Origin of the sequence: Martinezella paranaensis (assembly GCF_014200235.1) — a bacterium.
In the GTDB taxonomy this organism is placed as follows: Bacteria; Pseudomonadota; Alphaproteobacteria; order Rhizobiales; family Rhizobiaceae; genus Rhizobium; species Rhizobium paranaense.
The window spans coordinates 292,320-318,985 of sequence record NZ_JACHBI010000007.1; the positions used below are offsets into that span (position 1 = coordinate 292,320).

Annotated in this window: 29 protein-coding genes; 15 read left to right on the forward strand and 14 right to left on the reverse strand. The window is 61.6% G+C overall.

The window, feature by feature from the left end:
- Positions 1 to 25: 25 nt before the first annotated feature.
- From GGD50_RS19075 to GGD50_RS19085, 3 genes are all read right to left on the reverse strand, one after another.
- Complete coding sequence (locus GGD50_RS19075; RefSeq protein ID WP_107107026.1) at positions 26 to 466, reverse strand: lipid-binding SYLF domain-containing protein; 441 nt, start codon at positions 464 to 466, stop codon at positions 26 to 28.
- A gap of 222 nt (positions 467 to 688) precedes the next feature.
- Positions 689 to 1,948: an RNA polymerase sigma factor gene (locus GGD50_RS19080; RefSeq protein ID WP_107106718.1), complete on the reverse strand. Its 1,260-nt coding sequence runs from the start codon at positions 1,946 to 1,948 to the stop codon at positions 689 to 691.
- A 6-nt stretch (positions 1,949 to 1,954) separates the two neighbouring features.
- Positions 1,955 to 2,302 (reverse strand): YciI family protein, encoded by a 348-nt coding sequence (locus GGD50_RS19085; protein ID WP_107106717.1) that lies wholly within the window; start codon positions 2,300 to 2,302, stop codon positions 1,955 to 1,957.
- A 330-nt stretch (positions 2,303 to 2,632) separates the two neighbouring features.
- On the opposite strand from GGD50_RS19085, the gene GGD50_RS19090 reads away from it, so the two are divergent.
- Both GGD50_RS19090 and GGD50_RS19095 read left to right on the forward strand, forming a co-directional pair.
- A complete protein-coding gene (locus GGD50_RS19090) occupies positions 2,633 to 3,004 on the forward strand; it encodes a YciI family protein (protein WP_107106716.1) in 372 nt (123 codons plus the stop codon).
- A gap of 143 nt (positions 3,005 to 3,147) precedes the next feature.
- On the forward strand, positions 3,148 to 3,561 hold the full coding sequence (locus GGD50_RS19095; RefSeq protein WP_107106715.1) for a GFA family protein: 414 nt from the start codon (positions 3,148 to 3,150) through the stop codon (positions 3,559 to 3,561).
- Between the two features lie 19 nt (positions 3,562 to 3,580).
- Here GGD50_RS19095 and GGD50_RS19100 read toward each other — a convergent pair whose 3' ends face one another.
- On the reverse strand, positions 3,581 to 4,516 hold the full coding sequence (locus GGD50_RS19100; RefSeq protein ID WP_107106714.1) for a LysR family transcriptional regulator: 936 nt from the start codon (positions 4,514 to 4,516) through the stop codon (positions 3,581 to 3,583).
- 112 nt (positions 4,517 to 4,628) lie between these two features.
- On the opposite strand from GGD50_RS19100, the gene GGD50_RS19105 reads away from it, so the two are divergent.
- Positions 4,629 to 5,162: a hypothetical protein gene (locus GGD50_RS19105; protein WP_107106713.1), complete on the forward strand. Its 534-nt coding sequence runs from the start codon at positions 4,629 to 4,631 to the stop codon at positions 5,160 to 5,162.
- A 16-nt stretch (positions 5,163 to 5,178) separates the two neighbouring features.
- Here GGD50_RS19105 and GGD50_RS19110 read toward each other — a convergent pair whose 3' ends face one another.
- Positions 5,179 to 5,742, reverse strand: coding sequence for a methylated-DNA--[protein]-cysteine S-methyltransferase (locus GGD50_RS19110; RefSeq protein WP_107107025.1), 564 nt, complete (start codon positions 5,740 to 5,742; stop codon positions 5,179 to 5,181).
- Positions 5,743 to 5,913: 171 nt separating this feature from the next.
- The gene (locus tag GGD50_RS33240; protein ID WP_280951155.1) at positions 5,914 to 6,048 is read right to left on the reverse strand and encodes a hypothetical protein; all 135 of its coding nucleotides are present in this window, start codon (positions 6,046 to 6,048) and stop codon (positions 5,914 to 5,916) included.
- Positions 6,049 to 6,295: 247 nt separating this feature from the next.
- Between GGD50_RS33240 and GGD50_RS19115 the strand changes: the two genes are divergently transcribed.
- Positions 6,296 to 6,916: a 2'-5' RNA ligase family protein gene (locus GGD50_RS19115; RefSeq protein WP_107106712.1), complete on the forward strand. Its 621-nt coding sequence runs from the start codon at positions 6,296 to 6,298 to the stop codon at positions 6,914 to 6,916.
- A gap of 27 nt (positions 6,917 to 6,943) precedes the next feature.
- On the opposite strand, the gene GGD50_RS19120 is transcribed toward GGD50_RS19115, so the two are convergent.
- Both GGD50_RS19120 and GGD50_RS19125 read right to left on the reverse strand, forming a co-directional pair.
- Positions 6,944 to 8,578: a SulP family inorganic anion transporter gene (locus GGD50_RS19120; protein ID WP_107106711.1), complete on the reverse strand. Its 1,635-nt coding sequence runs from the start codon at positions 8,576 to 8,578 to the stop codon at positions 6,944 to 6,946.
- Positions 8,579 to 8,669: 91 nt separating this feature from the next.
- Positions 8,670 to 9,581, reverse strand: a complete 912-nt coding sequence (locus GGD50_RS19125) for a LysR family transcriptional regulator (RefSeq protein ID WP_245407404.1) — start codon at positions 9,579 to 9,581, stop codon at positions 8,670 to 8,672.
- A 59-nt stretch (positions 9,582 to 9,640) separates the two neighbouring features.
- Between GGD50_RS19125 and GGD50_RS19130 the strand changes: the two genes are divergently transcribed.
- The 6 genes from GGD50_RS19130 to GGD50_RS19155 all read left to right on the forward strand — a co-directional run bounded on the left by GGD50_RS19130 (position 9,641) and on the right by GGD50_RS19155 (position 15,692).
- Positions 9,641 to 10,615 carry a quinone oxidoreductase family protein gene (locus GGD50_RS19130; RefSeq protein ID WP_107106710.1) on the forward strand — a complete coding sequence of 325 codons (975 nt, stop codon included), beginning with the start codon at positions 9,641 to 9,643 and terminating at the stop codon, positions 10,613 to 10,615.
- 297 nt (positions 10,616 to 10,912) lie between these two features.
- Entirely contained in the window at positions 10,913 to 12,094 is a 1,182-nt protein-coding gene (locus GGD50_RS19135) for an MFS transporter (protein ID WP_107106709.1), read from the forward strand.
- A gap of 153 nt (positions 12,095 to 12,247) precedes the next feature.
- Entirely contained in the window at positions 12,248 to 13,309 is a 1,062-nt protein-coding gene (locus GGD50_RS19140; RefSeq protein WP_107106708.1) for a M14 family zinc carboxypeptidase, read from the forward strand.
- Between the two features lie 94 nt (positions 13,310 to 13,403).
- Complete coding sequence (locus GGD50_RS19145; RefSeq protein WP_107106707.1) at positions 13,404 to 13,760, forward strand: ArsC family reductase; 357 nt, start codon at positions 13,404 to 13,406, stop codon at positions 13,758 to 13,760.
- A gap of 10 nt (positions 13,761 to 13,770) precedes the next feature.
- Complete coding sequence (gene ybaK / locus GGD50_RS19150; protein WP_107107023.1) at positions 13,771 to 14,244, forward strand: Cys-tRNA(Pro) deacylase; 474 nt, start codon at positions 13,771 to 13,773, stop codon at positions 14,242 to 14,244.
- Positions 14,245 to 14,438: 194 nt separating this feature from the next.
- Positions 14,439 to 15,692, forward strand: a complete 1,254-nt coding sequence (locus tag GGD50_RS19155; RefSeq protein WP_107106706.1) for an aminopeptidase — start codon at positions 14,439 to 14,441, stop codon at positions 15,690 to 15,692.
- A gap of 34 nt (positions 15,693 to 15,726) precedes the next feature.
- On the opposite strand, the gene GGD50_RS19160 is transcribed toward GGD50_RS19155, so the two are convergent.
- From GGD50_RS19160 to xseA, 3 genes are all read right to left on the reverse strand, one after another.
- The gene (locus GGD50_RS19160; protein WP_107107022.1) at positions 15,727 to 16,836 is read right to left on the reverse strand and encodes an endonuclease/exonuclease/phosphatase family protein; all 1,110 of its coding nucleotides are present in this window, start codon (positions 16,834 to 16,836) and stop codon (positions 15,727 to 15,729) included.
- A gap of 103 nt (positions 16,837 to 16,939) precedes the next feature.
- The gene (locus GGD50_RS19165; protein WP_107106705.1) at positions 16,940 to 17,536 is read right to left on the reverse strand and encodes an NAD(P)H-dependent oxidoreductase; all 597 of its coding nucleotides are present in this window, start codon (positions 17,534 to 17,536) and stop codon (positions 16,940 to 16,942) included.
- On the reverse strand, positions 17,536 to 19,152 hold the full coding sequence (gene xseA, locus GGD50_RS19170; RefSeq protein ID WP_107106704.1) for an exodeoxyribonuclease VII large subunit: 1,617 nt from the start codon (positions 19,150 to 19,152) through the stop codon (positions 17,536 to 17,538). Before xseA ends, GGD50_RS19165 begins: the two co-directional genes overlap by 1 nt.
- Positions 19,153 to 19,386: 234 nt before the next feature.
- On the opposite strand from xseA, the gene GGD50_RS19175 reads away from it, so the two are divergent.
- Positions 19,387 to 19,614 carry a homogentisate export protein gene (locus GGD50_RS19175; protein WP_107106703.1) on the forward strand — a complete coding sequence of 76 codons (228 nt, stop codon included), beginning with the start codon at positions 19,387 to 19,389 and terminating at the stop codon, positions 19,612 to 19,614.
- Between the two features lie 28 nt (positions 19,615 to 19,642).
- On the opposite strand, the gene GGD50_RS19180 is transcribed toward GGD50_RS19175, so the two are convergent.
- Both GGD50_RS19180 and GGD50_RS19185 read right to left on the reverse strand, forming a co-directional pair.
- Positions 19,643 to 20,200, reverse strand: a complete 558-nt coding sequence (locus GGD50_RS19180) for an RES domain-containing protein (RefSeq protein WP_107106702.1) — start codon at positions 20,198 to 20,200, stop codon at positions 19,643 to 19,645.
- A 49-nt stretch (positions 20,201 to 20,249) separates the two neighbouring features.
- The gene (locus GGD50_RS19185; RefSeq protein WP_107106701.1) at positions 20,250 to 22,085 is read right to left on the reverse strand and encodes a hypothetical protein; all 1,836 of its coding nucleotides are present in this window, start codon (positions 22,083 to 22,085) and stop codon (positions 20,250 to 20,252) included.
- 242 nt (positions 22,086 to 22,327) lie between these two features.
- On the opposite strand from GGD50_RS19185, the gene GGD50_RS19190 reads away from it, so the two are divergent.
- Positions 22,328 to 23,341 carry a glycosyltransferase gene (locus GGD50_RS19190; protein WP_107106700.1) on the forward strand — a complete coding sequence of 338 codons (1,014 nt, stop codon included), beginning with the start codon at positions 22,328 to 22,330 and terminating at the stop codon, positions 23,339 to 23,341.
- Entirely contained in the window at positions 23,338 to 23,724 is a 387-nt protein-coding gene (locus GGD50_RS19195) for a GtrA family protein (RefSeq protein ID WP_107106699.1), read from the forward strand. The genes GGD50_RS19190 and GGD50_RS19195 overlap by 4 nt, the downstream gene beginning before the upstream one ends.
- Before the next feature lie 9 nt (positions 23,725 to 23,733).
- Here the strand turns inward: GGD50_RS19195 and GGD50_RS19200 are convergent, their stop codons facing one another.
- Positions 23,734 to 24,720, reverse strand: a complete 987-nt coding sequence (locus GGD50_RS19200) for a Gfo/Idh/MocA family protein (protein ID WP_107106698.1) — start codon at positions 24,718 to 24,720, stop codon at positions 23,734 to 23,736.
- A 316-nt stretch (positions 24,721 to 25,036) separates the two neighbouring features.
- On the opposite strand from GGD50_RS19200, the gene GGD50_RS19205 reads away from it, so the two are divergent.
- Both GGD50_RS19205 and GGD50_RS19210 read left to right on the forward strand, forming a co-directional pair.
- Complete coding sequence (locus GGD50_RS19205) at positions 25,037 to 25,603, forward strand: isochorismatase family protein (protein ID WP_107106697.1); 567 nt, start codon at positions 25,037 to 25,039, stop codon at positions 25,601 to 25,603.
- On the forward strand, positions 25,600 to 26,592 hold the full coding sequence (locus GGD50_RS19210; protein ID WP_107106696.1) for a GlxA family transcriptional regulator: 993 nt from the start codon (positions 25,600 to 25,602) through the stop codon (positions 26,590 to 26,592). The genes GGD50_RS19205 and GGD50_RS19210 overlap by 4 nt, the downstream gene beginning before the upstream one ends.
- Positions 26,593 to 26,666: the final 74 nt, after the last annotated feature.

Below are 26,666 nucleotides of genomic sequence, written 5' to 3' on the forward strand. Positions count from 1 at the left end.
AATCGGACCCTCCAAGGTAATGCCCTTACCTCATCGAGATGCTCATGCCGCTGATATCGGCGTTGACTTGCAAGCCGACCTGCCGGCCTGTGAGTTCGAGCTGGGCGCCCTTGTCATTGGTCATGACGATTATCTGGGCGCCTTTGCCGACCGCACCGCCACCGCCCGCTGCACCATACACTCCGGCCACATCATGGGCGCGGCGAATGTGGCGCACGGTACCACTGAAATAGGTCTTGGAAGCCCCGAAGGCGAGGCCGCCCGAGATGCCGCCGATCGAGATCGGATAGTGGCGACCGTGGAAGGTCAGCGTACCCTCGCCTCCGGAGCCACCGACGAAGAAGGCCGCCTTGTAAACGGCGAAGCGGATCGTCCCGCTGTCGGCATGGGCGGCGCTGGCAAAGCTAATTCCCGCGGCGGCGATGGCTGCAACCGCGACTGAACGAAAACCGGACGAAATCTTCATCATGATGAGATGTTCCTCAAGAGCGCCGCTTACCCAGCCGGCCGGGCACGACGTTAGCGTCGTATCAAAGTGACAAATAAACAGTCTTGCACGACATTTGTTCCAAAGCACGATAAAAACAATGCGTTAGAGCAGATCCAAATGATCGAGTGGGAATGAGGCACAACGGCCAAACCTTCCATCCGGGAAGGGATAATGGCCTGTCCAACCGCAACGCCGAGCCTAGCGCGGCGGCACCAAGCTTTCCCTCCGCCGCCTTTGCAAAAAGCGGCGAACGGCAGGGTCTATTTCCAGGGCAATCGCTTGGTCATAGGCTTCGCGAGCCGCCGCCATTTCTCCCATTCTCGTATGAAGTTCGGCGCGCGCCGCCCAATAGGGTTGATACTCGATAAGCCGGCTACCGGGCGCCAGCACCGGCAGCGCCGCGAGCCCTGCGGCAGGCCCGCGCGTCTGTGCCACGGCAATCGCGCGATTGATTGCCGCCACCGGCGAGCCGGTGATTGCGCAAAGGCCATCATAGAGACGCTCGATCGCCACCCAATCCGTCGCGCCTGTACGGCGTCGCACGACATGGGCCGATTGGATGGCCGCTTCCAATTGATAGCGGTCGAAAGCATCAAACGCGCTGGCGCGAATAAGCAGATCCTCGGCCTCGTCGATCAGGCCTTCGTCCCATAGGGCAGGATCTTGATCGGCCAACGGCACGAATTCGCCGGCCGCACTCCGCCGTGCGCCACGCCGCGCGTGGGAATAGAGCATCAACGCAAGCAGACCGAGCGCTTCGGCCTGCTCTGGCAAAAGTGCGACGATCAGCCGGCCCAGGCAAATGGCCTCCTCAGCCAGGTTGCGCAGGCTCGCATCGGCGCCGGCCGGATCGCTCCAGCCTTCCGCATAGGCTGCATAGACTGCCTCCAGAATCGCCCCCAGGCGGGCGCGCATGTCCGCCCTCTCGGGCACGCACAAGGGAATTTTGGCGCGTCGAATCTTGTTCTTCGCCCGCGCCAGCCGTTGGCCCATCGCCGCCGGCGAGACCAGGAAGGCGGAGCCGATTGTCTGGGCATCAAACCCCAAGATCGTCTGCAGGATCAGCGGCGCTCTGATGCCGGGCTCTACCGCCGGATGCGCGCAAGCGAACATCAAAGCCAGGCGCTCGTCTGGAATTTCCGGCGCAAGGCTCGCCGCTGCCTCCAACTCCTCCGCCATGAGCTTCAGATGCCCGGAGGCGACAGCGCTTACCCGTCTGCGCCTGATGGCGTCGATCATCTTGCGGCGGGCAACGGCAAGCAGCCAAGCTTCGGGGTTTAGCGGCGCGCCCTTGACCGGCCAATCGGCCAGAGCAGAAGCAAAGGCCTCCGACAGGGCGTCTTCGGCGCCGGCCACATCGCGTGTGCGCGCCGCGAGAATAGCGACCAGTTTGCCATAGCTTCGGCGCGCCACCGCTTCGGCGGCTTTGACGGCAGACTGGTCGTCTCCTTGCGACATGGCAGATCAATAGACCATCAGAGGGCGAACCTCCACGGTATCACGCCGAGCACCGGGACAACGCGCCGCCCAGGCGATGGCGCTATCGAGATCTGCCGCCTCGATGATGTAGTAGCCGCCCAACTGCTCCTTGCTTTCGATATAGGGGCCGTTGAGAACGGTGGGCTTGTCATCCGTTGCGCGCACCACGGTTGCCGCCGAGGAATCCTGCAATCCACTGCCCGCCACGAAGGCTCCGGCCTTTTTCAACACTTCTGTGTAAGCCGCATAGGCCGCGAATGTCTCGGCTTTCTGCTCCTTGCTTGCATTCTTATGTTCGGCTTCGTTCCAATACACCAACAGCATATATTGCATGACGCATTCCTTTCACTCGATACGCGCAGCCTTATGGCTCGCTGCGACAACGACGTTTGAACCGGGGAGATTTTGACAGGGTGCAGGAAGAAATTTTGGGCATCGGCGGCCTTACAACCTCGATATCGCTTTTGGCGGCAAAGGTGACATGTCTGCTTGTGGAGAGAAAGGCCTCTGTTCGCGCCGGAATTCCGATCATTTGAGCCGGATGTAAGCGCAGAGACATACGTTCGGTGTCAAAAAATTTGCAGGACAATGTCGGCTTCCGAAAACCCCATTCGTCGTTCCACTATCAGGCCGATGAGGCCGGCTCGAACAAGGAGACAGACAATGCGTGTGATGGTGCTCGTGAAGGCTACCGAGGAGAGTGAAAAGGGGTTTCTCCATACGGCATGGGAGACGGAGATGATGGAGGCGATGGGCAGATTCAATGACGAACTGCGCGATGCCGGCATCCTGCTAACGGCAGATGGCCTCAAACCCTCCTCTGACGGCAAGCGGGTTGCATTCGATGGTGCCGGCCGTACGGTCATCGACGGGCCTTTCGCCGAACCCCGCGAACTGGTCGCCGGCTTCTGGATCTGGGAGGTCAAGGACATGGACGAGGCCGTCGCCTGGGTAAAGCGCTGCCCCAATCCCATGTCGGGACCGAGCGAGATTGAAATCCGGCCGTTTTACGAGATGGCTGATTTGCAAAGATAATCCACCGCCAGAGGTGACTTGCGGAGCTTGACCTATTTTGATCGCATGCCCGATGCTTTTTGCTGAATAACCGCATAAGATGTGGCGGCTTACCTCACTGCAATTGTCACGGATGCCTGTCAACGGACTAGGAGGGCTGATACATGGCGAAGAAGCACACGGGTCAGTGCGCATGCGGCGCCGTCAAATTCCAGTTCAATACCGATCCTACCTTCGTCGCCGTCTGTCACTGCCTTGACTGCAAGAAGGCATCAGGCGGCGAGGCGGCCGCTTTCTTCGGCGTGCCTGAAGATGATTTTACGCTGATCAGCGGCGAGCCGAAGGCGTTTCACTACATCGCGCAGTCAGGAAAGGGCCTGGATCGCAACTTTTGCCCCGATTGCGGCGCCAGGGTATTCAGCAGCAAGCTGGAGAGCTTCCCGGGAATGATCTTCGCGACGATCGGCTGCCTGGATAGTTCCGAGGGCATTGAGCCGATGCTCGAGATGTTCACCAAGCGCCGCCTCGAATGGGTGAAGCCACTCGACCTTCCGCAGTTCGAGACTATGCCTGGCTGAGTCCAAGCGGCGATCAGGCTTAGATCGCCTTTCCGAACCGAGCGTCGGTACTCCGGTATCTGACATGCTCGATGAAGGCTCGGAGTTTGGGCAGGACCTGACGCCTACCCGGATGGTACAGAAAAACCCCCGGCGTCGTGACGGCGAAGGGGGTGAGCAGCGCTTGCAACCGGCCATCGGCAACAGCCGCTTCGGCGAGCGGACCGGGCACCTGCGCAAGTCCCGCACCCTGGATGGCAGCCCCCAGAACCGTGGGATAGTCATGCGCGATCAGCGGCCCCGAGACGATCGCCTCGACCGCCTTGCCACTATCGACAAAGGACCAGGGCGCGACCGATCCGTTCGAGCGGCGCATGCGCAGGCAGGCGTGGTCGCGCAGATCGTCGATGCGCTCCGGCCGCTTGCGCCGAGATAGGTAATCCGGGCTGCCAACGACTACAAACGGGAACGGCGGCGTCAGCCGCACCGCAACCATGTCGGCGGCGATGAACTCGCCCATCCGCACACCGGCATCAAACCCTTCGGCAGCCAGATCGACCAGCTTCTCGCTTACGGCGATTTCCACCTCGACTGCAGGATAGGCCTCGCAGAAGGAGGCGATCAGCGGCTCCAGCAGGATCGGCACGACCGAGCGCGGCACGGCAAGGCGCAATAATCCGGCCGGCCGCTCTCCAAGCTGACCGGCGACCTCGCTTGCGGCGACGAGCTCTTCGAAGGCAGGCTTTGCACGCGACAGGAACCGTTCGCCTGCCTCGGTGAGGCCGACACTGCGCGTGGTGCGCAGGAAGAGCGCTGCGCCGACGCGCGTCTCAAGTGCACGCACCACTTGGCTGATCGCTGAAGGAGTCACCCCCAGTTCTGCGGCGGCTCTGCGAAAACTGCGGTGCTCGGCGACGCTCAGGAACGCCTCCACACCATCGAGCGCACCTCGTCTCACTGTGAAATTCTGCTTCATGGCCCGTCAACATTATAGCGAATAGTCGCCAGGCGAAAGCGGTCGTACATCTGGCTTGCAAAGCGCCCGCGGCGTTCGAGGCCGCATGAATTAGAACCTCATAGGAGGCCCCATGTCGCCCGCATTCATCTTCCAGCTCCATCTTGTTCTGGGCTACGTTCCGTGGCTGCTGTGCTTCGGGGCGTATGTCTGGCCGAGGCTCAAAGCGATGAATCCGGTCGAAGCGCAGCGCGCCATCGCCACGCTGCACAGTTTCCGCTTCTTCGGGCTCGTCTTCATTGTTCCCGGCGTCGTCGGCCCCAATCTGCCCGCCGGCTTCGCCACACCGGCCGCTTATGGTGACTTCGCAACCGGCTTGCTCGCCATCCTGGCGCTCCTGACGGTAAGGACGCGCCCGCTCTTTTGGCTGTTCATCATCGCCTTCAACGTTGCGGGGGCAAGCGACATCATCATCGACTATTATCACGGCAGCCAGCTCGACCTTCCGGCATTGGCCGGGCAGCTTGGCGCCACCTACGCGATCCCGATCATCTACGTGCCGCTATTGATGATCACGCACGTCGCCGCGTTCTATTTGCTGCTGCGCCCTCAATCTCAGAGGATTCGGACTCTCGCCGTAGATGCAGCCGCATCTACGGACGCGTAATTCATCCGATCGACGATCAGAAGCCCAGGGATTGCTGCACAGGCTTCGGCGGCGCGAGCTGGACACCTTCCAGCTCCAGCATGCGAGCCTTGGCGGTCGAGCCGCCGGGCGCGGAGAAGCCGCCAATCTTGCCGCCGGCGGCCAGGACGCGGTGGCAGGGGATGATCAGCGCCACGGGGTTCTTGGCCATAGCCTGGCCGACGTCGCGCGCAGCTTCCGGACCGGCGCCGAGCTGTTTGGCGAGCGCGCCATAAGTGGTGGTGTGCCCCCAACCGACCTGCCGCGCGGCCGCGTAGATCTGCTTGAAGAAATCATCCTGCTCGGTGAGATCCAGTTTGACGGTAGAGAAATCGATCTCCTCCCCAGCGAAATAGCGCTTAACGGCGGCAACTACTTCGGCCACATCTGATGTCGGTGCGCCGGGCCTTGCATTTGGCAGACGGCGAAGCATAAGGCGCTCGGTCGCATCAGCGCTTTTCGTTGGGAGCTGGAAGCGCGTTATGCCGATATCGTTCCACGCAATCCCACAGAAACCGCCTGCGTTTTCGAAGATCAGATAGTGTTGCATCGTCTCGCTCATGGCAGAGTCTCCGTGTTTCCACTTGCCATGAAAATCGTGCTTCAGGCCCCCGAATTCAACCCGATTCTTGCGCAGGCTGAGCGTTGCCAACATTTCCCGGTTGAGGGAAGCGGTGCCGATGCTGCTATGGCAACATCAACCGCACCGCTTCCCATCCGGCTTGGGAGCTTATCAATATCCGCCGCCGGCCGGAGCGGAATTCTGTGTCATGCCGCCTCCCCCGGAATTGCCCGTGGTGGAGCAAGCGGAGAGGCCGAGGCCGATGAGGGTGATAAGTGCGGCTGAGACGATGGCTTTTATCAACATGTGAGGTCATTCCCTTGTTGAGAGCGGGCGCAAGGTGCCCTGACCTGCCGTGAACAATCGAGGGGCAGTTTTATTCGGTACACTTCGTAAATCGGGGATGCGCTGGATTATCTCGATCTTCCCAGCCAATTGCCGCCACTTAATTTTGTTCTCTATTTGTTCTTGATTTTGAGGCTATGCGGCCGTAGGATATCTGCGATCGGCAAGAACAGGACGAGGCAAAGCGACTTGGCTTTGAAGCGATCTCATGAAGAACAATGGACAGCTTTCGCTCAATCTTGGCGGGGGATCACGGGTCAGGAAATCCGAAGCCGACCCGATGCATTCCGATGCGCTATATTTCGCTATCCTGCCTGATCGGGAGGTTGCTTCTTCAAGCGCTGAACTGGCAGGCCATCTCCGTCGGCAATATGGCTTTTCGACAAAGCCGAGACGGTCGGATTTGTTTCATATCACGCTCTATCCGCTGGGATCCTACAACGGCAGGCCAGAGCCGCCGCACGAGGTTGCGTTTGCGGCGATGCAAGCGGCATCGACAGTCAGCAAAACATCATTCCAGGTCGTCTTCGATCGAGCCGTCAGCTTTGGCAACGGTGATAACCGGCCGCTTGTTTTGTGGCGCAAGGAGGGAAATGCGGAGCTGAAGGCGCTGTATCGGGAACTGGATGACGCAATGCGGCACATCGGATTTGCAAGTGATGGCAGAGAGAAATTTGAGCCGCATATGACATTGCTATATCGGGGCCATTTGATTCCCGAAGTCATATTGGACGAACCCGTCACCTGGACCGTTCGAGATTTTGTCCTGGTCCATAGCCTGCAGGGCGAAGGCGAGCACAAGCATCTCTGCTATTGGCCGCTGAACTAGCCCGGTTACCCAGGCATTCGGCTGACATCAGGCGCTTTGTGCCACCGGGCTGACAACAGTCGCCGCATCGTCGACACTGAAACTGCAGCGCTTGTCGAGATCGATCATTCCGGCCGCCGCCATGAGGTCACGAGCCTGATCATGGGCACGCGCGAATTGCACGCGGATGCCGGCGGTGCGCATGGCACTATCGAATTCCATCAAGGCGTCGAGTGCGGAACTGTCGAGATCGAAGCTTTCTTCCAGACTGAGCACCACGGCCTTCAACCCCGCTTCCGCGCGGCTGCGGGCTAGAATTTCGCCAAGGATCATATCGGCATTGCCGAAAAACAACGGCTCGCCGGGGCGCCAGATGGCAATGCCGGGTGTCTCAATCGCCTCCGGATGGCGGCTGAGATCGACAAAATTGTGGCTGCTCCCCAATCGCCCGAGGCGGGCGACATAGGGAGAGGCCAAGCGATGCATCATCGCGACGAGCGAGAGCACGATCGCCAGCAGCATGCCGTTGAGGACACCGAAGAGCAGCACGCCGCCTGCCGCACCCAGCGCGACATAGAAATCGCGATGCAGCCGTCGCAGGCGAAGGATCGGACCGGGATCGAGCGCATGCGTGAGGGCCGCAATCACCACGGCGGCAAGCACCGGCTCCGGCAGCCGCGCCACCAGCGACCCGGCACAGGCAATCAGAATGGCAAGGCCGATGGCGGCAAAGACAGCAGTGGCGCGCGTCTTCGCACCCGCTGCCTCGCTGGCGAAACCCGCGGAAAAACCGGCGCCGACGGGCATGCCCTGGACGATGGCGCTGGCGATATTGGCGAAACCCAGCGCACCCAGCTCGCGATTGACCTCCAGAGGATCGCCATAGCGCAGCGCCAAGGCACGCATCGTACCCCAGGATTCGGCGAAGAGAATGAGCACGAGAGGCACGGTGAACTGCACCAGCCGCGAATAAGCGGTCCAGCCGGCATCGGGCAGCGAAGGCCATTGCGGCAGGACCTCGATCGTCCCGACCAGTTCGACACCATGGCCGCTAAGATCAAAGACAGAGGAGGCGAGGATGCCGGCGGCAAGCACGAGGAAGGCGCCGGGAACGCCCGGGAGCCGCTTCAGCAATAGCAGCGCGGCCAATGCCACGATGCCGACGGCGACGCTTGCGAGGTTCCATCGCGGGATCGCCGCCAACAGCGCGCCGGCATAGTTGAAGATATTGGAGCCTTGTACGGGGACGCCGACGAGAATCGGTAGCTGATGCAGGATGATGGTAACCGCCAGTCCCAGGGCAAAGCCCCGCAACACCGGGCGCGAGATGAAGCCGGTGATGCCGCCGAGGCGGAAGGCGGCTGCGATGACAAAGAGAATGCCGGCCAGCGCGACGGCGATGGTGGCGAGGCCTGCCTTGACGGTGGCATCGCCGGGAACAACCGCCAGCGTCGCGGCAAGGATCGCGGCGGATGAGGATGTCGGCGAGACGATGGCAAAGCGGCTGCGTCCGAAAATGGCGTAGACCAGGCAACCGGCGATGCCGGCGAGGATCGCCCTATGCGGCGGCAGACCGGCGATACCGGCATAGGCGACCGCTTCCGGCAGCATCAGGCCTGCAATCGATATGCCCGCGATCACGTCGGCTTTGTTTATCGCGGGCCAGCCGCTCAGTTTCATCATCGATCACCGACCACAGGAATCGCCAATCTGACTAGGTGTAGAGTTTCGCTGGCAGGCTGCAACAGGAAAGTAAGCATGACGAACCGTTGGCTCATGCGGCCCCGTCAGCCTCTCTCAACGGACACGTTCTGCCGATCGTCTCGCTGACAAAATCCATCACCGCGCGGATGGCCGGCGAGCGGCGCAGATCGGGATAGGTAACAAGCCAGAGGTCGCGCGTGGGTGACGGGATCTCCGTCGGCAGCCGCGTGAGGGCGGCTTCGCTATCACCGAGGAAGGCAGGGAGTGCTACGACGCCGAGACCGGCGAGCGCGGCTTGCATCTGACCGAAGACGTCGCCGGCGCGGAAAACGATGGGGCGGCCCGCAAGCAGGCTACGAAGCCAGGTCTGCTGCGTCAAATGATCGAGCGCCGCGTCATAGCCGATGAAAACCCAGCTATCCCTAGGCGTCGCCGCGACTTCGGGGATAGCATAGAGCCCGAAGCGCATGACGCCGATGCGCCGCACGAGAAGATCGCTTTCCTCGGGGCGTGACATGCGCACGGCAATATCGGCCTCTCCATAATTAAGGGCGGAGCGGCGGGTGACGCCGGCGATCGTCAGCGTGATATCGGGATGTTCGGCGCGAAAGGCGACCGCTTTCGGCGCGATGAGGTGCGCGGCGATGGAGGGCGGCGCGCTGATCATGACGGCGGCGGAAAGCCCCGCAACCGCACTTTTCGAATAGCGCCTGATCGCCTCGACATTGTCCTCCATGCCGGCCACCAGCTCGGCAATCGCCCGGCCATCAGCCGTCAGCGGCGAGGTGCGCGGCCGACGGTCGATGAGCCGCAGATCAAGCGTGCGTTCCAGCGCGGCAATTCGCCGGCCGACCGTGGCGTGGTCGACGCCAAGCTCGCGCGCAGCCGCCGAAAGCGAGCCGGTGCGTGCCAGAGCGGCGAAGTGAAGAAGGTCCTGCCAGTCGATCATCTGTGCATTATTGCACAGATGCAGTGAGTTCATACCGAATTTATTCAGACGCGGCTTTGTGATCAAAAATGCGTCTGAAAGGAGACTGTTCTATGCCTCTAGCCATCGCGATAACCAGCCCCGGCAGCCCTGAGACCATGAAACTCGTTGATCTTGCCATCACCGAGCCAGGACCCGGCCAGGCCCGCATCCGCCAAAGCATCTCTGGCGTCAATTTCGTCGATATCTATATTCGGTCCGGGCTTTATCCCCGGCCGCCCGGCCAGACTGTTCTCGGCTTCGAGGGTGCCGGCGTCGTGGAAGCGATCGGCTCCGGTGTCGAGGGCCTGTCGGTTGGCGATCGCGTCGCCTATGTCGGCCATCCGCTCGGAAGTTATGCCGAAGTGCGCACTTTGCCGGCCTCCCGGCTGGTGCGTCTGCCCGACGATGTCAGCGAACGGCTCGCCGGCAGCACGATGTTGCGGGGGCTCACGGCCCATATGCTGCTCCATAAGGTCCACCCACTGCAGCCGGGCGAATGGGTTCTGGTGCATGCGGCAGCCGGCGGTGTCGGGCAGATCGTAGCGCGCTGGGCCAAGCGGCTCGGCGCTAACGTCATCGCCACCGTCGGTTCGGAAGCCAAGGCCGAATTTGCCTATGAAGCCGGCGCCGACGCCGTTCTTCTGCATACGTCCGAGGATTGGGTGGAAGAGACGCGCCGCATCGCCGATCGCCGGGGCGTGCATCTCGCCGTCGACGGCATCGGCGGCGCGATGCTGTCGCAGACACTCGCCACTGTCCGCCCCTTTGGCATGGTCGCCAGCCTCGGCCAGGCTGGCGGCCCGATTCCTCCGATCCAGATCGAGGAACTGACCGCGCCCCGCGCCATCGGTCTCGCTCGCCCGAGCGTGCTGACCTATGCCAACGATCCCGATCTCTACCGGCAGGGCGCCGAGGCGCTCATGGCGGAATTGCAGGCCGGCCTGATCAATCCGATCGGCGCGGAATATGCGCTGAAGGATGCCGCCAGGGCGCATGCCGACCTCGAAGCAGGGCGAACGACGGCAAGCGTGGTGTTGACGATGTGAAGCCAGGGCAAGGTGGCGCAATCGTCACCTTGCCTCCCTTCCCATGGCAAAAACGCTGACCAGAAGTGGTGCGATCCCCTCGTCCGCTAGGACGCCGAACACAATTGCTTGAACGGGTCATCATTTTTTGCTGCAGAGCAGCAATTTCATTGACCCGACCTCTCCTCGCCTGTTACCAAACTGATCGCGACGTCGCACGGTCGTTCGGCCGCTGCCGCCGCTCCTATCCGGTACGAACCCCGATCCGTATGGCAAACAGTAAGGACACCGCACGCCGGTGCCCGCAGGCGATATCTCGTGAACACTGCCTCCCAAACCATCCAGTCCTCCTCGACCTTATCCCTCCTTTCCATCGTTGCGCTGACCTTCTTCGGCTATGTCGCCATCGGGCTGCCGCTCGCCGTGTTGCCGACCTATGTTGATAGCGGCCTCGGATTCGGTGTCGTCTGGGCCGGCATCACCATCAGCGCGCAGTATGTGGCTACCATCATCAGCCGCGCGCAGGTCGGCCGGCTGTGCGACCGGTATGGGCCACGCCGTTCGGTTTTCCTCGGCTTCTTCGCCTACGGATTTTCCGGCGCCCTGACATTGGCATCGGCACTGGTGGCGGGTACTCCCGCTCTGAGCCTGGCGCTACTGCTGCTCGGCCGATTGGCGCTCGGCGTCGGTGAAAGCTTGGTCAGCACAGCGGCGATCACCTGGGCGATCGGGCTGATGGGATCGCGCGAAACCGTGCGCATCATCTCCTGGAACGGCATCGCCACCTATGGCGGCATCGCGCTTGCGGCCCCCTTTGGCGCTTGGCTGGAGGGGCAATACGGCTTCTTCGCCACGGGCGCCGTGACGATCGGCCTGGCAATTGCGGGCCTGATGCTGGCGCAGACGCGGCCAGCGGTGCCCGGCGTCAAGGAGAAGGGCATCGGCACCGGCCAGGTCTTCAGCCGTATCGCGCCTTTTGGCGTGGCGCTGGCGCTTGCCTCCAGCGGCTTCGGCGTCGTGATGGCCTTCGTCGCCTTGTTTTTCCATAGCCGCGATTGGGACGGGGCTTCGCTGGCGTTGAGCGCTTTCGGCCTGGCCTTCATCGGCGTTCGCCTGGGGTTGGCGCAAGCCGTCGCCCGCTTCGGCGGCTTGCCGCTGGCGCGAGTCTCGCTGGTGCTGGAGATCCTGGGACTCATGGCGCTCGCCTTTGCTCCCTCGCCCACCATTGCCATCATCGGTGCGGCGCTCGCCGGAGCTGGCTTTGCACCGATCTTTCCGGCGCTCGGCAATGAGGCGATGGCGCATGTCCCACCACAAAATCGTGGCGTGGCGCTGGGCCTCTATTCGGTTTTCCTGGATCTGGCGCTTGGGAGCACCGGCCCGATCGCCGGCCTGCTCGCCAATCGGTTCGGCTATACCGCACCCTTTCTCCTCGGTGCCGGCGCCGTTCTGCTCAGCCTTGCGCTGATCATGAGCCTGCGTAAAAACGGCGGCCTATAATACGGAAGCAACGACAAAGGCTCAGCAACCGGAGCCCTTGTCTTTCGGGAGGCGGTGGAACAAGTTCTGATCCACCCGCGCGCCATCTTCCCATAATTATTGCGCGTGGCGGCCGCGACTTGGTATCAGCCATCGCAAGCAGGAGAAAAACACATGGACATCACGCATATCACCATCGACGGCGATACGCCTGGGATCGCGTGGCGGTTGCCTGTGTTGCATTTTGCCGGCAGCAAACCGGATGCGCCGAAGATCTACATCCAGGCGGCGCTGCATGCCGGCGAACTGCCGGGCACGGCGCTGACCCATTTCCTCTGCGAGCGGCTCAGGCAGGCGGAGACGGAAGGCGCGGTTCTGAGCGATATCATCGTCGTGCCGCACGCCAATCCGATCGGCGCGGCGCAATCGCATTTCGGCGAAATGCAAGGTCGCTTCGATTTGGGCACGCGCACCAATTTCAACCGTGACTTTCCGCTGATCTCGGCGCGCGACCGTCACCTGCTGATCGAGAATCTGGAACGCTACCCCGCCGCCGACCGGCTGAAGCGGCAGCTCATCCACATGGCGCTGGGGGCCGATCTGGTCATCGATCTGCATTGCGATGATGAATCCCTGCAATATGCTTATATCGACGAAGCCTTCTGGCCGGAGGCAGCCGATCTGGCGGCGGCGCTGAACATGGACGCCGTACTGCTGTCGGATGGCGAAAGCTCTGCCTTCGAGGAAGCCGTGAGCTTCGCCTGGAAATACGAAGTGCCCGGCGAGAAGAAGGCGCACCTGCCGGGAAAATTGTCGGTGACCGTCGAATTGCGCGGCACCCGCGATGTTTATCCGGAGATGGCGAAAAGGGATGCCGAAGGGCTCTGGCGTTTCCTCGCTGCCCGTGGCGCCGTCCGTGATGATGGCGTGAACCTGTCCAGCTTTAGCGGACCGGCCGTGCCGCTCGACAATGTCGAGATCATCCGTGCGCCGCAGGCCGGCACCGTGCTTTTCCATCGCAATATCGGCGAACGTGTCGGTGAAGGAGACCTGCTGGCGACGATCCTTACCGCGCCCGGCATGCCCGATGGCACGATCGATGTCCACGCCCCGCAAGCCGGCCTCATCGTCACCCGGGTGTCCGACCGGCTCGTCCGCCGCCGCGGCGACCTGATGAAAATCGGCTGCGACAAGCCGAGCGAAGCTACCCGCAAGCCGGGAGCGCTGGAAGACTGAGGCATCTCAGAGGAATCGTCGAACCTTCGCCCCGACTTTCGCTCGTCTCCGCTTGCGTGTTATGCGATGGCACACAGCAAGGAACGGATTCGGCATGACGATCACCATTTACGGCATCAAGAATTGCGACACGATGAAGAAGGCGCGGACCTGGCTGGAAGGCCACGGCATCGCCTATGATTTCCACGACTACAAGGCTGTCGGCATCGACCGCGACCATCTGGAACGCTGGACCGCGCAGGCCGGTTGGGAAACCGTGCTCAACCGCGCCGGCACCACCTTCAAGGCGCTCCCCGAAGGAGACCGCACCGATCTCACCAAGGACAAAGCCATCGCTCTGATGCTGGCCCAGCCGTCGATGATCAAGCGCCCGGTGTTGGAAGCCGACGGCAAATTGCTGATCGGCTTCAAGCCGGAGATCTATGCGGGTGCCTTCGAGGTGGATGCATAAGGGCTGCGCCATGTCCAAAACCACCCGTGCCACGCAGATGCTGACTCAGGCCAAGGTTGCCTTCACCGTCCATACTTATGAGTACGATCCGAATGCCGAGCGTGTCGGCATGCAGGCGGCGGAAGCGTTGGGCGAGGAGCCGCGTCGGGTCTTGAAGACATTGATGGCCGAAGTGGACGGCAAGCCGGTTTGCGTGGTCGTTCCATCAGACCATGAGGTCAGCATGAAAAAGCTCGCGGCCGCCTTCGGCGGCAAATCGGCGGCCATGATGAAGCCCGCCGATGCCGAGCGACTGACGGGGTATCATGTCGGCGGCATTAGCCCTTTCGGCCAGAAGAAGACCGTGCCGACGGCGATCGAGGCACAGGCGATGACGGAAGCCTATGTCTACATCAACGGCGGTCAACGCGGCCTGCAAGTGCGCCTTAACCCGCAGGATGCGCTGAAGCTTTTGAAGGCGAAGGCCGCGCCGCTGATCGCTTGATCGCACCAAAGCGCATCGCGATCTCTGAGAGTCGCTCCGTGCGCTTAGGTATTTGATTTTGCGCATGTCGTGATCGCAAAACCGCTACGCACTTTTGCGCGACAGGCTTTAAAAAACAAAACAGCCTTCATTTCCGGCGCAAACGGGTCTAAGTCTGGGACCGTTGTTCCGATCCTCAGCACGCAGGTTTTGCCATGACGTTCGCCTCCCCCAACCATCATCCCGTCGATCCCGCCAAGCTGGAAAAGCTTGCCGAAGTGGCCGTGAAGGTCGGGCTGCAACTGCAGAAAAACCAGGATCTGGTCATCACCGCCCCGGTCGTGTCGATGCCGCTGGTGCGGCTGATCACCCGCGAGGCTTACAAGGCCGGCGCCGGTCTGGTCACCACGTTCTATTCCGACGAGGAGACCACACTCGCCCGCTACGAATACGGCCATGACGGCAGCTTCGACCGCGCTTCTAACTGGCTCTATGAAGGCATGGCCAAGGCCTATGCCAACAATGCCGCGCGGCTCGCGATCTCTGGCGACAATCCGATGCTGCTCTCCGGCCAGGAGCCGGCCAAGGTCGCGCGCGCCAACCGCGCCAACTCTGCCGCCTACAAGCCGGCGCTGGAAAAGATCTCCAATTTCGACATCAACTGGAACATCGTTTCCTATCCGAATCCCTCCTGGGCGAAGCTGGTCTTCCCGGACGATCCGGAAGCGATCGCCGTTGCCAAGCTCGCCAAGGCGATCTTCGCCGCCTCGCGCGTCGACGTGCCGGATCCGATCGGCGCCTGGGCCGAGCACAATGCCAATCTACATAAGCGTTCGACCTGGATGAACGGTCAGCGCTTCGCCGCCCTGCACTTCCAGGGTCCGGGCACCGATGTGAAGATCGGCCTTGCCGACGGCCACGAATGGCATGGCGGCGCCTCGGTCGCCAAGAACGGCGTCACCTGCAACCCGAACATCCCGACCGAGGAGGTATTCACCACGCCGCATGCGCTGCGTGTCGAAGGCTATGTCTCCTCGACCAAACCGCTTTCGCATCAGGGCACCTTGATCGACAACATCCGGGTTCGCTTCGAAGGCGGCCGTATTGTCGAGGCGAAAGCGTCGCGAGGCGAAGAAGTGCTGAACAAGGTGCTGGATACCGACGAAGGCGCACGGCGCCTCGGCGAAGTGGCATTGGTGCCGCATTCCTCGCCGATCTCGGCCAGCGGCATCCTGTTCTACAACACGCTGTTCGACGAAAACGCGTCCTGCCACATCGCGCTCGGCCAATGCTATTCCAAATGCTTCATCGACGGCGCGACCTTGAGCCAGGAGCAGATCAAGGCCCAGGGCGGCAATTCCAGCCTGATTCACATCGACTGGATGATCGGCTCCGACAAGGTCGATATCGACGGCATCAAGCTTGACGGCTCACGCATGCCGGTCATGCGCGGAGGCGAATGGGCTTAGGGTCATAGATACCCCCGTTTCGATGGAGCGGGGATCAAATATCCAGATCCACCCACACGGCGGCGTGGTCCGATGCGCCCTGCTTCTCCGCCGTCAGCTCCGGATAGACGTCCCAGCGCTTCGGGCGTGAGCCCGGCCACAGGCCCCTGCGGAAAACACCGCCACCTTGAACCCTGTCGAAGAGCGTCGGCGACAGGAAAAGATAGTCGATCTTGCTGGTGGTGTTGCAGAGGCCATAGGTGCCGGGATAACCACCATCATCGAAGTCCGGATGGGTGAAGGCATCCTTCAGGGTGCTCGTCGTCAACGGCTTCAGCGGCTGGCTGTCGGGAAAGTCGTTGAGGTCGCCGATCAAGGCAACATAGTTGACACCTTCCGTCAGCAGCGCCTCGTAGATTTCCCGTGCCCGTTTCGCCTGAGTCCTTCGGCGGGCATCCGACGCTTGCACGCCACCATAGCCTTTGCTTTTGAAATGATTGACCAGAACGACGAGCGTCGCGCCGGCGGGCGTCGTGACGCGATATTCGGCGCAATCCCGTGAGAAGACCAGCGATCCATCCGGCATGCGATCATCGACATGGCTGCGCATGAACCCGATCGGGAAATCTTTCCGCGTCATAAGACCGACATCGATACCGCGCTCGTCATTGCCATCGATCACCATGACATGCGCGAAAGGATCGCCGCCGACCGCCGGCACGATCAATGAATTGAAAGAGGACAGAGCCGGCCGGCTTTCGACTTCGACAATACCCAGCACATCGGCATTGACATCGTTCATGACGCGGGCCGTGTTGCGCATCGCCTCTTCATCCACCGGCTCTTCGCGCAACTCCAGCGAGCCGACCCAATCGGCGCGACCGTCGGCGGTCACGACGACGCCGCCGGTTTTCGGCCGCGTCAACAGCGCACCGCGATTGCGCCGCAGAAGAACGAAGGGACCGATATCGCTTTTCTCCAGGCCAAGTGCGACGATCAATTCCGTCATTCTGCGCCGATCGGCGTCGCTGTAGCTCACCTGGCCGAGTAGGCCCTCAAGTGCGGCGAACTTCTCAAGGATCGGACGGCCTTCCTCCCAGCTATCGAGATTCATCGCCTTGGCGCGATCGAACAGGTTTTCGACGTTGTAAGAGGCCAGCCTCATCGTATGGCCCTCCCAAAAAAACATGGTGTTAGAATAACATACCGTCGCCAAAACCGCATATCAGCCGAATTGATTGCGAATTAGGTACTGGGGATTAGTTAGCTCAAAGCGACAGTGCGGCCAGCGCATTCCTGATGCGAGCGAGATGAGCAAGACGCTTGTCTTCACCGATCCGATCCATGTCGTGCAGGGTCAACATGCGGAAATCGAGCCGCTTTGAGCAGAAGGCGGCGATGCCACGTTTCAAGAGGCGACGCACCGGATTGCCCATATAGAGGTGCACGACCCACCAGGGAGAACCGGTCGTCGTCAGCGCCCAGAACAGGCGGATATTGCTCAACTGCGGCACGATACGACCGCCGGCCGGATCGTGGCGGAAAGCGATGCCGGGCGCGAAGACCCGATCGAAGAAGCCCTTGAGGATGGCCGGAAAATTGAACCACCACTGGGGAAAGACCAGTATCAGCCCATCGGCGGCCCGTAGCCGGGCAATGATAGTCTCGACTGCCGACGTATCATAGGGTTGATCGAAATAGCCGCGCCGCTCGGTTTCGGACAGGCGCGGGTCGAAATCCTCGCGATAGAGATCGAGCAGATCCACCTGATGCCCACCGGCGACAAGCGCCTCCTCCGCCGTTTTCGCCACCGCGGCCGCAAAGCTATCCTCCAGCGGATGGGCAAGCACGAGGAGGATGCGCATCAGAACAGGCTTCCCTGCTTCGGCGGATCGGCAGGATCGGCCGGTTTCGCAACCCGCTTCTTCTGCGGCGGCGTATCTGCCGGCGGCACCGTCGGCGAAGGAGCGGCAGGGCCGTCTCCGGTGACGGCACCGACGCGGCCATCGGCGAATTCGATGGAGATTGCGGCGCCTGTGGTGAGTGCTGCGGCCAGCGAAACGGGCCGGTCGGCTTCGTCGCGCACGACGGCATAGCCGCGCTTCAACACATTTTTGTAGGATAGCGATTGCAGAATCCGCTCCTGGGCCACCAACTCGCCACGCGCCCGCACGAGCTGATGACGTATCGCGGTGTCGGCATGGCGGGAAAGATTGCCGAGATGATCGCGCGCACGACCAGTCTGCGTCGCCAACCGCGATGGCAGCGTGGCGAAAACGGCATCGGCTCGGCCGATACGGGCGCGGGCGCGGTCGATCATCCGCTCGACGGTGCGTTCGGCGCGGCTCATCCGCTCGCCCAGCATCTGCCGGCGCTCGACAATACGGTTCGACAGCACGTCGGGCCGCAGATGCGAGGCGGTGCGTTCGAAGGCACGGCGCTTGTTGAGCGTGTTCAGCTCAAGCCCGCGGCCCAGGCCGGCGGCGGCCTCATCGAAGCGGCGGCGCGGCAGGGCCAGAAGCTGGTCGAGCGAGGGTAGCGCCCGAAGCAGCGCGCGCACCGACTGCCGGCGTTGATCCATTTGCCGGCCGACACCACCCTGCAGGCGGGCGGCCAGGCTTGCGAGCTGCGCCTCGAGTTCAGCCTTGACCGGCACGGCCATTTCCGCAGCCCCTGTCGGCGTCGGAGCACGGATATCGGCGGCATAGTCGATCAGCGTCCAGTCGGTCTCGTGGCCGACAGCGGAGATCAACGGGATCTCGCTCGCCGCGGCTGCGCGGACGACCGCTTCGTCGTTGAAACTCCAGAGATCCTCCAGGCTGCCGCCGCCACGGGCGACGATCAGCACGTCGGGACGGGGAACGGGGCCTCCGGGCATAAATTCGTTGAAGCCGCGGATAGCATTCGCCACCTCATCGCCCGAGCCCTCCCCCTGCACCTTCACCGGCCAGACCAGCACATGCACGGGAAAGCGATCGGAGATGCGGTGCAGGATGTCGCGGATGACCGCGCCCGTCGGGGAAGTGACGACACCGATAACCTTGGGCAAAAAAGGAAGCCGGCGCTTGCGGTCGGCATCGAACAGACCCTCAGCGCTGAGCTTGCGCTTGCGCTCCTCCAACAGGGCCATCAGCGCACCGGCGCCCGCCGGCTCCAGCGTTTCGATGACGATCTGGTATTTCGAGGAGCCCGGGAAGGTCGTGACTTTGCCGGTGGCGATGACTTCCATTCCCTCCTCGGGGCGGAATTTCAGCTTGGAGAATGTGCCTTTCCAGATCACAGCGTCGATGCGAGCCCGGTCATCCTTCAGCGAAAAATAGGCATGACCGGAGGAATGCGGCCCGCGGTAGCCGGATATTTCGCCGCGCACCCGTACCTGATCGAAGGCGCTCTCGACCGTACGCTTAATCGATCCGGATAATTCCGAGACCGAATATTCCGCGAGATTGGTCGGCGAATCACTCTCAAAGAAGCTGCTCATACGGTCTTTTTATCCGAAGTCGCCGCAAATGCGGAGCCATATACCCCTTAAATCGGAATCGATTTGAGGAAAGGATTATGCGCAGATCTAAAGCGCTGATGCGTCTTTGCCCGTCCCAACAGGACGCATGGCACAATGAGCTTCATCATGCGTTAACCTTGTCCACAAAGCCTTTCTTAGCCATCCGCGTGCAATTCTGTGCAAACTTGTTTTTGGTAAAGAGGAGGTGGAGCGATGATATTCGTAACCGCCATGATCATCGGAATTGCGGCCGGCCTGCAGCGTTCGGCGATCGGCTCGATCCTGGGCGCGGCCCTGGTCAGCATCGCCTTCATGGCAGCCGTTGCCGCCTCCGCGGTTCCGCCGCCTCTGATGACCTTGTTCGTTGCGCTCGGCGGCTATAACCTCGGCTTCATCGGTTATCTCGTCACGCTTGACAGGCTTGAGCAGCGCCGGGCCTGATCCGGGCGTTCGTGGCACAAAGCTTTGGCTACAGCCCCCACTTCGGGCCATCTTCGGACAATGTAATCTCAACGGGGTCACCGTTCACCTCGACGGACGGACCGCCGAACGCGTTCCAGCGAAACAGATTGAGATGCCATCCACCGGGGATCAGCCTTGACCGATCGATGATGCCGTCGGCACCGGCTGCTCTCGCAGCATCGGCCGTGCGCCATGAGGGCGGCTCCTCGCCGGCAGCCAATGCAGGGCGCCAGGGTAGATTGGAGGCATTCCGATCGATGCCGAGCCGTTCACATGCCCGCTGATCATGCTGATCGAGCACGAACGCGTTGCTCACCATCAGCGGCACAACAACACGTCGCCGACCGTCTTCGCGCATATAACCTGAAATCGCCATGATCGCCCATTCCGGCGAAGCGCTCATATAGAGGGCTGGCTGACCGAGCCGGTGATACCGGCCTGCACTCGTCTGGTCCGGAGGATCGAGGACATGATCGAGGCGTTCGACAAGCACGGAACGGAAGAAGCACCCGCTCACCTCGCGAAAAATGCTCGACGATCCACTTGCTGGCGGCTGCTCTTCCATAAGGCCTCGTTGATCAGACAGCTAAAAAACACAGGCTATCGGGGCACCGTCAATCCGTCGGTGCGAACCGGAAGAACTGCACATCCGACTTCGCCGCCACTGGGATCGGCTGAAGATAGGCTGGCACATGCCCCTGGCTGAGTTGAGCATAGAGCCCATCCGGCTTCAGCTTGGAAACTTCTTCAACCTGCGGGTCGCTGGGGCAAAAGGCAAGCAAGGTTACATGGGCGCCGCGCAGGAAAGCTTCCGCCTCCTTCGGTTCCGCCAGGCCGATGTGCAACTCGGTCAGCATGCCACCCTGATCGCGATGATAGGGACCGGACAGCACGCGATGTGGCGTGAAGCGCAGGATGGGCGAACCCATGTTGGACGGCGCGGAAACGACACCTGGAGCGAGACCGGCGAGCGGCGCCAGCGCGTCTTTTGTGATGCATACCCCCGTCTCTTCCGCCTTGGCGACCGGCGCGGAGAAACTGTTTGCGATGCCGTTGTTGGCAAGTGCGCCGCCGACGGCCCAGACGGCGGGTGCCGAGAGCAGCGTGGCGGCGACATAAAAGAAGGCTGCGCCCATATCTTCCGTATCGGCGACGGAGATGCGGCGAAGTTCGGCAAGCAGTAGTGCGAGCGGCGGAATGGCGAGCAAATTGGAAAACTCGGCACCGCGCACCTGCACCAGCGCAATGATCCAATTGACGCCCACCAGAGCCAGAAGAACGAAATGCAACCGGGCGCGCTCGCCGCGCATCATGCGGAAGAGGCAGACGACGATCGCCATGAAGCCAGTGGCATAGAAGGCACCAAGCGTTTCCGGCTGATTACGGGACAAGGACAGGATCGACTGCGCCTCGGAGACGCTGTTCAACCATAGCTGAACCAGCAACGGGTCGAGATCGGCGAGCGGATTGCGCAGGCATTGCGGCGCGATCGCCAGTGTCGTGGCGAAGACGACAGCGCCATTGGCCGCCAGCATCGCCAGACGCCAGGGCCGCGACAGACGGCTGGCGAACAGTGTTGATAGCAGCAGGCCGGCGCCGCCGATGCTGATGATGCTGTAGAAGCCCAGCGAGAGATTGTCGCAGGTGACTGCGGAATAGAGATGCGGCGGCACCAGCGCCAAGAATGCAGCACTGACGGCGATCGTCAGCGTCAAGGCGAAGGCGCGGGCAGCGGGCGCGAAAATCTCGCCGTCCCAGGCCCAGAGCCCGGCGACCGCTACGCAGGCGACGGCGACGAACGGCGTCGTCTCCGCTCCGATGCCGAGGGCGATGGCAAGCGCGATGGCCGCGATGACGAAATTACGCGGCCTATAGGTCTCGTCGGCCAGCATGGCGACGGTGAGCGCGACCAGCCCGAGCTGCACATTGTCATGATCGATGGAACCCGGCTTGAAACGGCTCGACACCAAAATGAAGAGCGCCGTCAGACCGAGCGAGAAATGCATGCCTTCCGTGCCGGCGATGCGGCGCCCGGCGAGGCCCATGGAGAACATCAGCGGCAGCACGAGCATGAGCGGCCAAACTGTAAGCGCCGCTGCTTCCGCGCCTTCCGGTGTAAGAAACAGCCGAAAGAAGGCAATCAGGCCGGCGATCGGCAAATCGATGAAACGCGACCAGTGCATCAGCGTGCCGCCATCGAGGCCGAGGCGGTATTGCACCATGTCGAACCAGCCCTGGCCTCCCAGGAAATCGCGCACTTCGACGAGACGCATCATGTCGTCATTGTCGGGCCCGACATAGTCCGTGGCGTGACGATTGAGGATCAGCAGGGCGGCGATGATGATCAGGCTGTAGATCAGCGCGACGAGCCATAGCCGCGACCAGCGCGAAGGCGCCGTCTGCGTGGCCGCCAATGCCGATCCGCGCGATATTCCCACCGCCTGCACCATTTCGATGAAACCCCGTGTTTGAAGGACATGCAAGGGCGCCACGCTAACGGCTGCCAATCAAGAAAGGGTAAAGCCAGGCCGCGCTGCAGCCGATATCACGATAATGTTCCCGCGGAGATCACAACCTGCCATTTTTCACCCGCAGCCATAGGGTCTTATTAACGCGCAGCGGGATAAGTTCTCATCCAAATTATCCGTCGAGGCCTCAAGTGAACGTCATGCGTAAGAATTGGCCAGAAACCATGTGGAGTGAGAACCTGAACATCGCCGTTCTCCTGCCCTGCTACAATGAGGCCGCAACGATCGGCCAAGTCGTGCGCGGCTTTCGCGAGGCGCTGCCAAAGGCTCGCATCTACGTTTATGACAACAACTCCACCGACGGGACGGCGCTGCAAGCCATGCTTGCCGGCGCGACCGTCGTGCGCGAGCGCCGCCAGGGCAAGGGACATGTGGTGCGCCGCATGTTTGCCGATATCGACGCAGACATCTACCTCATGGCCGACGGTGACGGCACCTATGCGCCCGAGGATGCGGAGGAATTGATCCGCACGCTGCTGACCGAAGGTTCCGACATGGTGGTGGGCACGCGCCGTGGTGTGCACGACGATGCCGGCCGGCAGGGTCATGCCTTCGGCAACCGGATCTTCAACTGGCTTTACCGGACGATCTTCGGCACCGACTTCACCGATATTTTCTCCGGCTATCGCGCTTTCTCCCGGCGCTTCGTCAAGAGTTTCCCGGCCGTATCCGGCGGTTTCGAGATCGAAACGGAAATGTCGGTGCATGCCTCGCGGCTGAAGCTGCCCGTCAGCGAATTGGAACTCGATTACGGTCGCCGGCCTGAGGGTTCGCACTCCAAGCTTTCGACCTTCCGCGACGGCTGGAAGATCCTCTGGATGTTCGCGATGCTGATGAAGGAAACGCGACCCTTCGCCTTCTTCGGCATTTTGAGCGCCATTTTCATGGAGGCGAGCATCGGCTTCATGATCCCCGTCTTTGTCGAATATTTCGAAACCGGCCTGGTCGCCCGCATGCCCACCTGGGTGCTGTCCATGGCATTGATGATGATTTCCATCATGATGTTCACAGCCGGGCTGATCCTCGATTCCGTCGCCCGCGCCCGCGCCGAACAGCTTCGCATCCACTATATGAGCTTGGCCAAACCGGTATCCCGGCAGATTGGCGACGAGCAAACGGTCTATATCGCCGAACATGAAAAGCCGGCGAGCCGGCGGAAAAAGGCCAAGGCTGCATGAAGAAGCTTCTGCGCTTCCTGATCGCCGGCGGCGTTGGCTTCGTGGTCGATGCGGGCGTGCTGCATTTGCTGCTTTGGTTCACGCCCTTCGGCCCATTCGTCGGCCGCGCCCTTTCCATACCGAGTGCGCTGCTCGCGACCTGGTTTCTCAACCGCAATTTCACCTTCGGCCGTTCCAATCGCTCGCTTGCGGCTGAAGGCTTCCGCTATGGTTCGGTCGGTCTGACCTCGGCACTGCTGAACTACGCCCTGTTCAGCTCGCTGCTCGTCTCCATGCCGACGCTCCGGCCGATCATCGCGCTGATCCTGGCGTCGGCGGCCGCGACTGCGTTCAGCTTCTTCGGCTATTCACGCTTCGTCTTCCGCCACCGACAAAATCCTTGAGGAACCAACTCACACCGGTTCCCAGCCATCCTTCTCGCTGGCGCGATAGATGGCATCGATGACCTTCTGATTGAGCTTCGAACTTTCGAGCGTCACGACTTCCGCATCCTTACCCAATGCCGCCGAGGCAAAAGCTTCCGCCTCACGCTTGTACTGACGGCTGTCGGGGAAACGGAAGATCTGTGATTCCGAATGGTTGCGATTGGTCAGCTCCAGCTCTTCGGCGCCGTAGCGATCGGCATTGAAGGGGGATTTCACCTCGATGAAACCGTCCGTACCGTGGAAAACCATGACCTGGCGGGCAGCCATCTGCGTCGAGATATAGAAGGTCATTTCGAAATCGCCGAAATCAGCCTTGACGCTGGAGTAGATATCCGTGCTGAATTCCGGATCGCGCTCTGTGACCGCCTGGATGCGCAGGGGCTCGCGACCAGTGACGAAGCGGGTGCTGATCATCGGATAGACGCCGATATCGGGCAGGCCGCCGCCGCCGAGTTCCGGGATGTTGCGCATGTTGCCGGCATCGCGGTTGAAATAGGTGAAGGCGCCCTGAATATGACGCAACCGGCCGATGGCGCCGGCTGCCAGCAGCGAGCGCACTTTCTGCCAGACCGGCGTATAGGTGACCATATAGGCTTCCGTCACCAGCACCTTGTTGCGGTCGCGGGCAGCGATCAGGCTGTCGATCTCATCGGCCTTCAGCGCAATCGGCTTTTCGCAGAGGACATGCTTGCCGGCATCGGCCGCCTTGATCGTCCATTCGACATGCTGCGAGGTCGGCAGCGGAATATAGACGGCGTCGATCTTATCCGAGGCGAGCATTTCCTCGTAGGAGCCAAAAGCATGCGGCACGGAGAAGCGGTCCGCCATTTCGCGAGCGCGTGCAAGGTCACGGCTGGCGATCGCCGTCACCACGCAATTTTCCGCATCCTGAATGGCCGGCACGACCAGTTCGCGGCCGATCTTTGCGGTCGATAAGATTCCGAAACGCAGCATGACTTTTCCTCCTGGAGCACGATCCCGAAGCAAACAACCGCAGGGCAGAAAGCGCAGAGCGGCTTTCGGATAGGACCTTGTGAAAGTGATGGATGGAACGAAACGATGGGTCATCTCGCTCGCGATAGAACCGGAGGCAACTGTATTCGGCCCTTATCCAAGGTGCAATGCCATCGAGCAACCCCAAGCCAGAAACTCGCCATCGTTCTGAGAATTTCGATGGCCGGATTTGTCCTCATTTTGTCCGGCATGTGGCTTTTGTGGCTAGCGCTATGGATCTAGCTTCGGCTATCCTTCAATCACAGGAGATACGAAAATGTCCTATGCCGACACTGCTTTGCTGGTTATCGATGTTCAGGAATCCTTTCGCCAGCGCCCTTACTGGCAAGCGGACGACCTGCCGGATTTCGTAGACCGGCTGCAGGCTTTGATCGACGGCGCCAAGGCCCGTGGCATTCCGGTGGTCCAGATTTTTCATGTCGACGGCGACGATCATTTCAGCCTGGCAAGCGGCTATGTCCGCAAGCTCGAGGAGATTACGCTCGAGGCTGACGCGGTATTCCACAAATCCCGCCATTCCGCGCTCGTGGGGTCCGGTCTCGATGTCTGGCTGGTGGAAAACGGCATCCGCAAGCTCATCGTTTCCGGCATCCGCACCGAGCAATGCTGCGAAACGACGACGCGCCACGCCTCCGACCTCGGCTACGATGTCGACTACGTCACCGAGGCGACGCTGACCTTCCCGATGACGCATGCGTCGGGTACGGTGTTCAGCGCCGACGATATCAAGAAGCGCACCGAGCTGGTGCTATCGGGCCGTTTCGCCCGCATCGCCACCGTGGAAGATGCGCTTGCATCCGTGGCGATCAGGAGTGCTGCATGAACCAAGGCGACAGATACCTCCGGGTCATTCCCGTCTATGTCCTCCTGCCGCCCTACACGCTGCTGATGGATGTCGCGGGGCCGGTGGAGGTTCTGCGCCGCGCCAATATCGAACAGGAGGATATCCTGTTCGATTACCGCTTCATTGCCGCCCGCCCGACGCAGACGACCTCGATCGGCCTGACGGTCGCCGATCTCCTGCCGGTGCCCGATTGCATTCCCGAGGGCGCCCTGGTCGTCGTCTCCGGCAGCGTCACACCGCCATCCGACGCTGGCGACATAGAAGAGGAGAACGGGCTGCTCGCCACCTGGCTGAGGACATCGATCCGCCCGGGCGTCACCCTCATCACCATCTGCTCAGGCGCTGTGCTTGCCGCCCGCGCTGGCCTGCTCGAAGGATACGCCTGCACGACGCACGCAGCCTGTATCGAGGAGGTCCAGCACTATGCTCCCACTGCGCGGGTTCTCGACAACCGGCTCTATGTCGAGGACCGCGAGCGCTATTCCAGCGCCGGCATCTCAACCGGCACGGACCTGATGCTGCACATCGTCTCCAAGCTCACCTCGCCGGTGACGGCGCTGACGATCGCCCGCCACATGGTCGTCTACATGCGCCGCACGGGCGCTGACCCGCAGCTTTCGCCCTGGCTCAGCGGCCGCAATCATGTGCATCCCGCCATTCACCGCGTTCAGGATGCGATCATGGCCGATCCCGCCCATGGTTGGTCGCTCGCGGAGCTTGCCGGCATCGGTGCGATGAGCGCGCGGCATATTTCCCGGCTGTTTCAGGAGCATGCCGGGCTTTCGGTGACCGCCTATGTCAATCTGATGCGCGTCACGCTCGCCCGCGATGTGCTTGCCAATTCGCGGCTGGACATGGAGCGCGTGGCGGAAAAATCCGGTTTCGCCTCGCCGCGGCACATGCGGCGCGTCTGGTCGAAATATAATGAGCTGTCGCCCAGCCATTACCGACGGTCGGCGGCCGAATAAAATAATCGTTAGTGGCATTTCCAATGGTAGGACGATAACTTGCATCGACGTCCCCTCCCTTTCCGGCCTTTTCG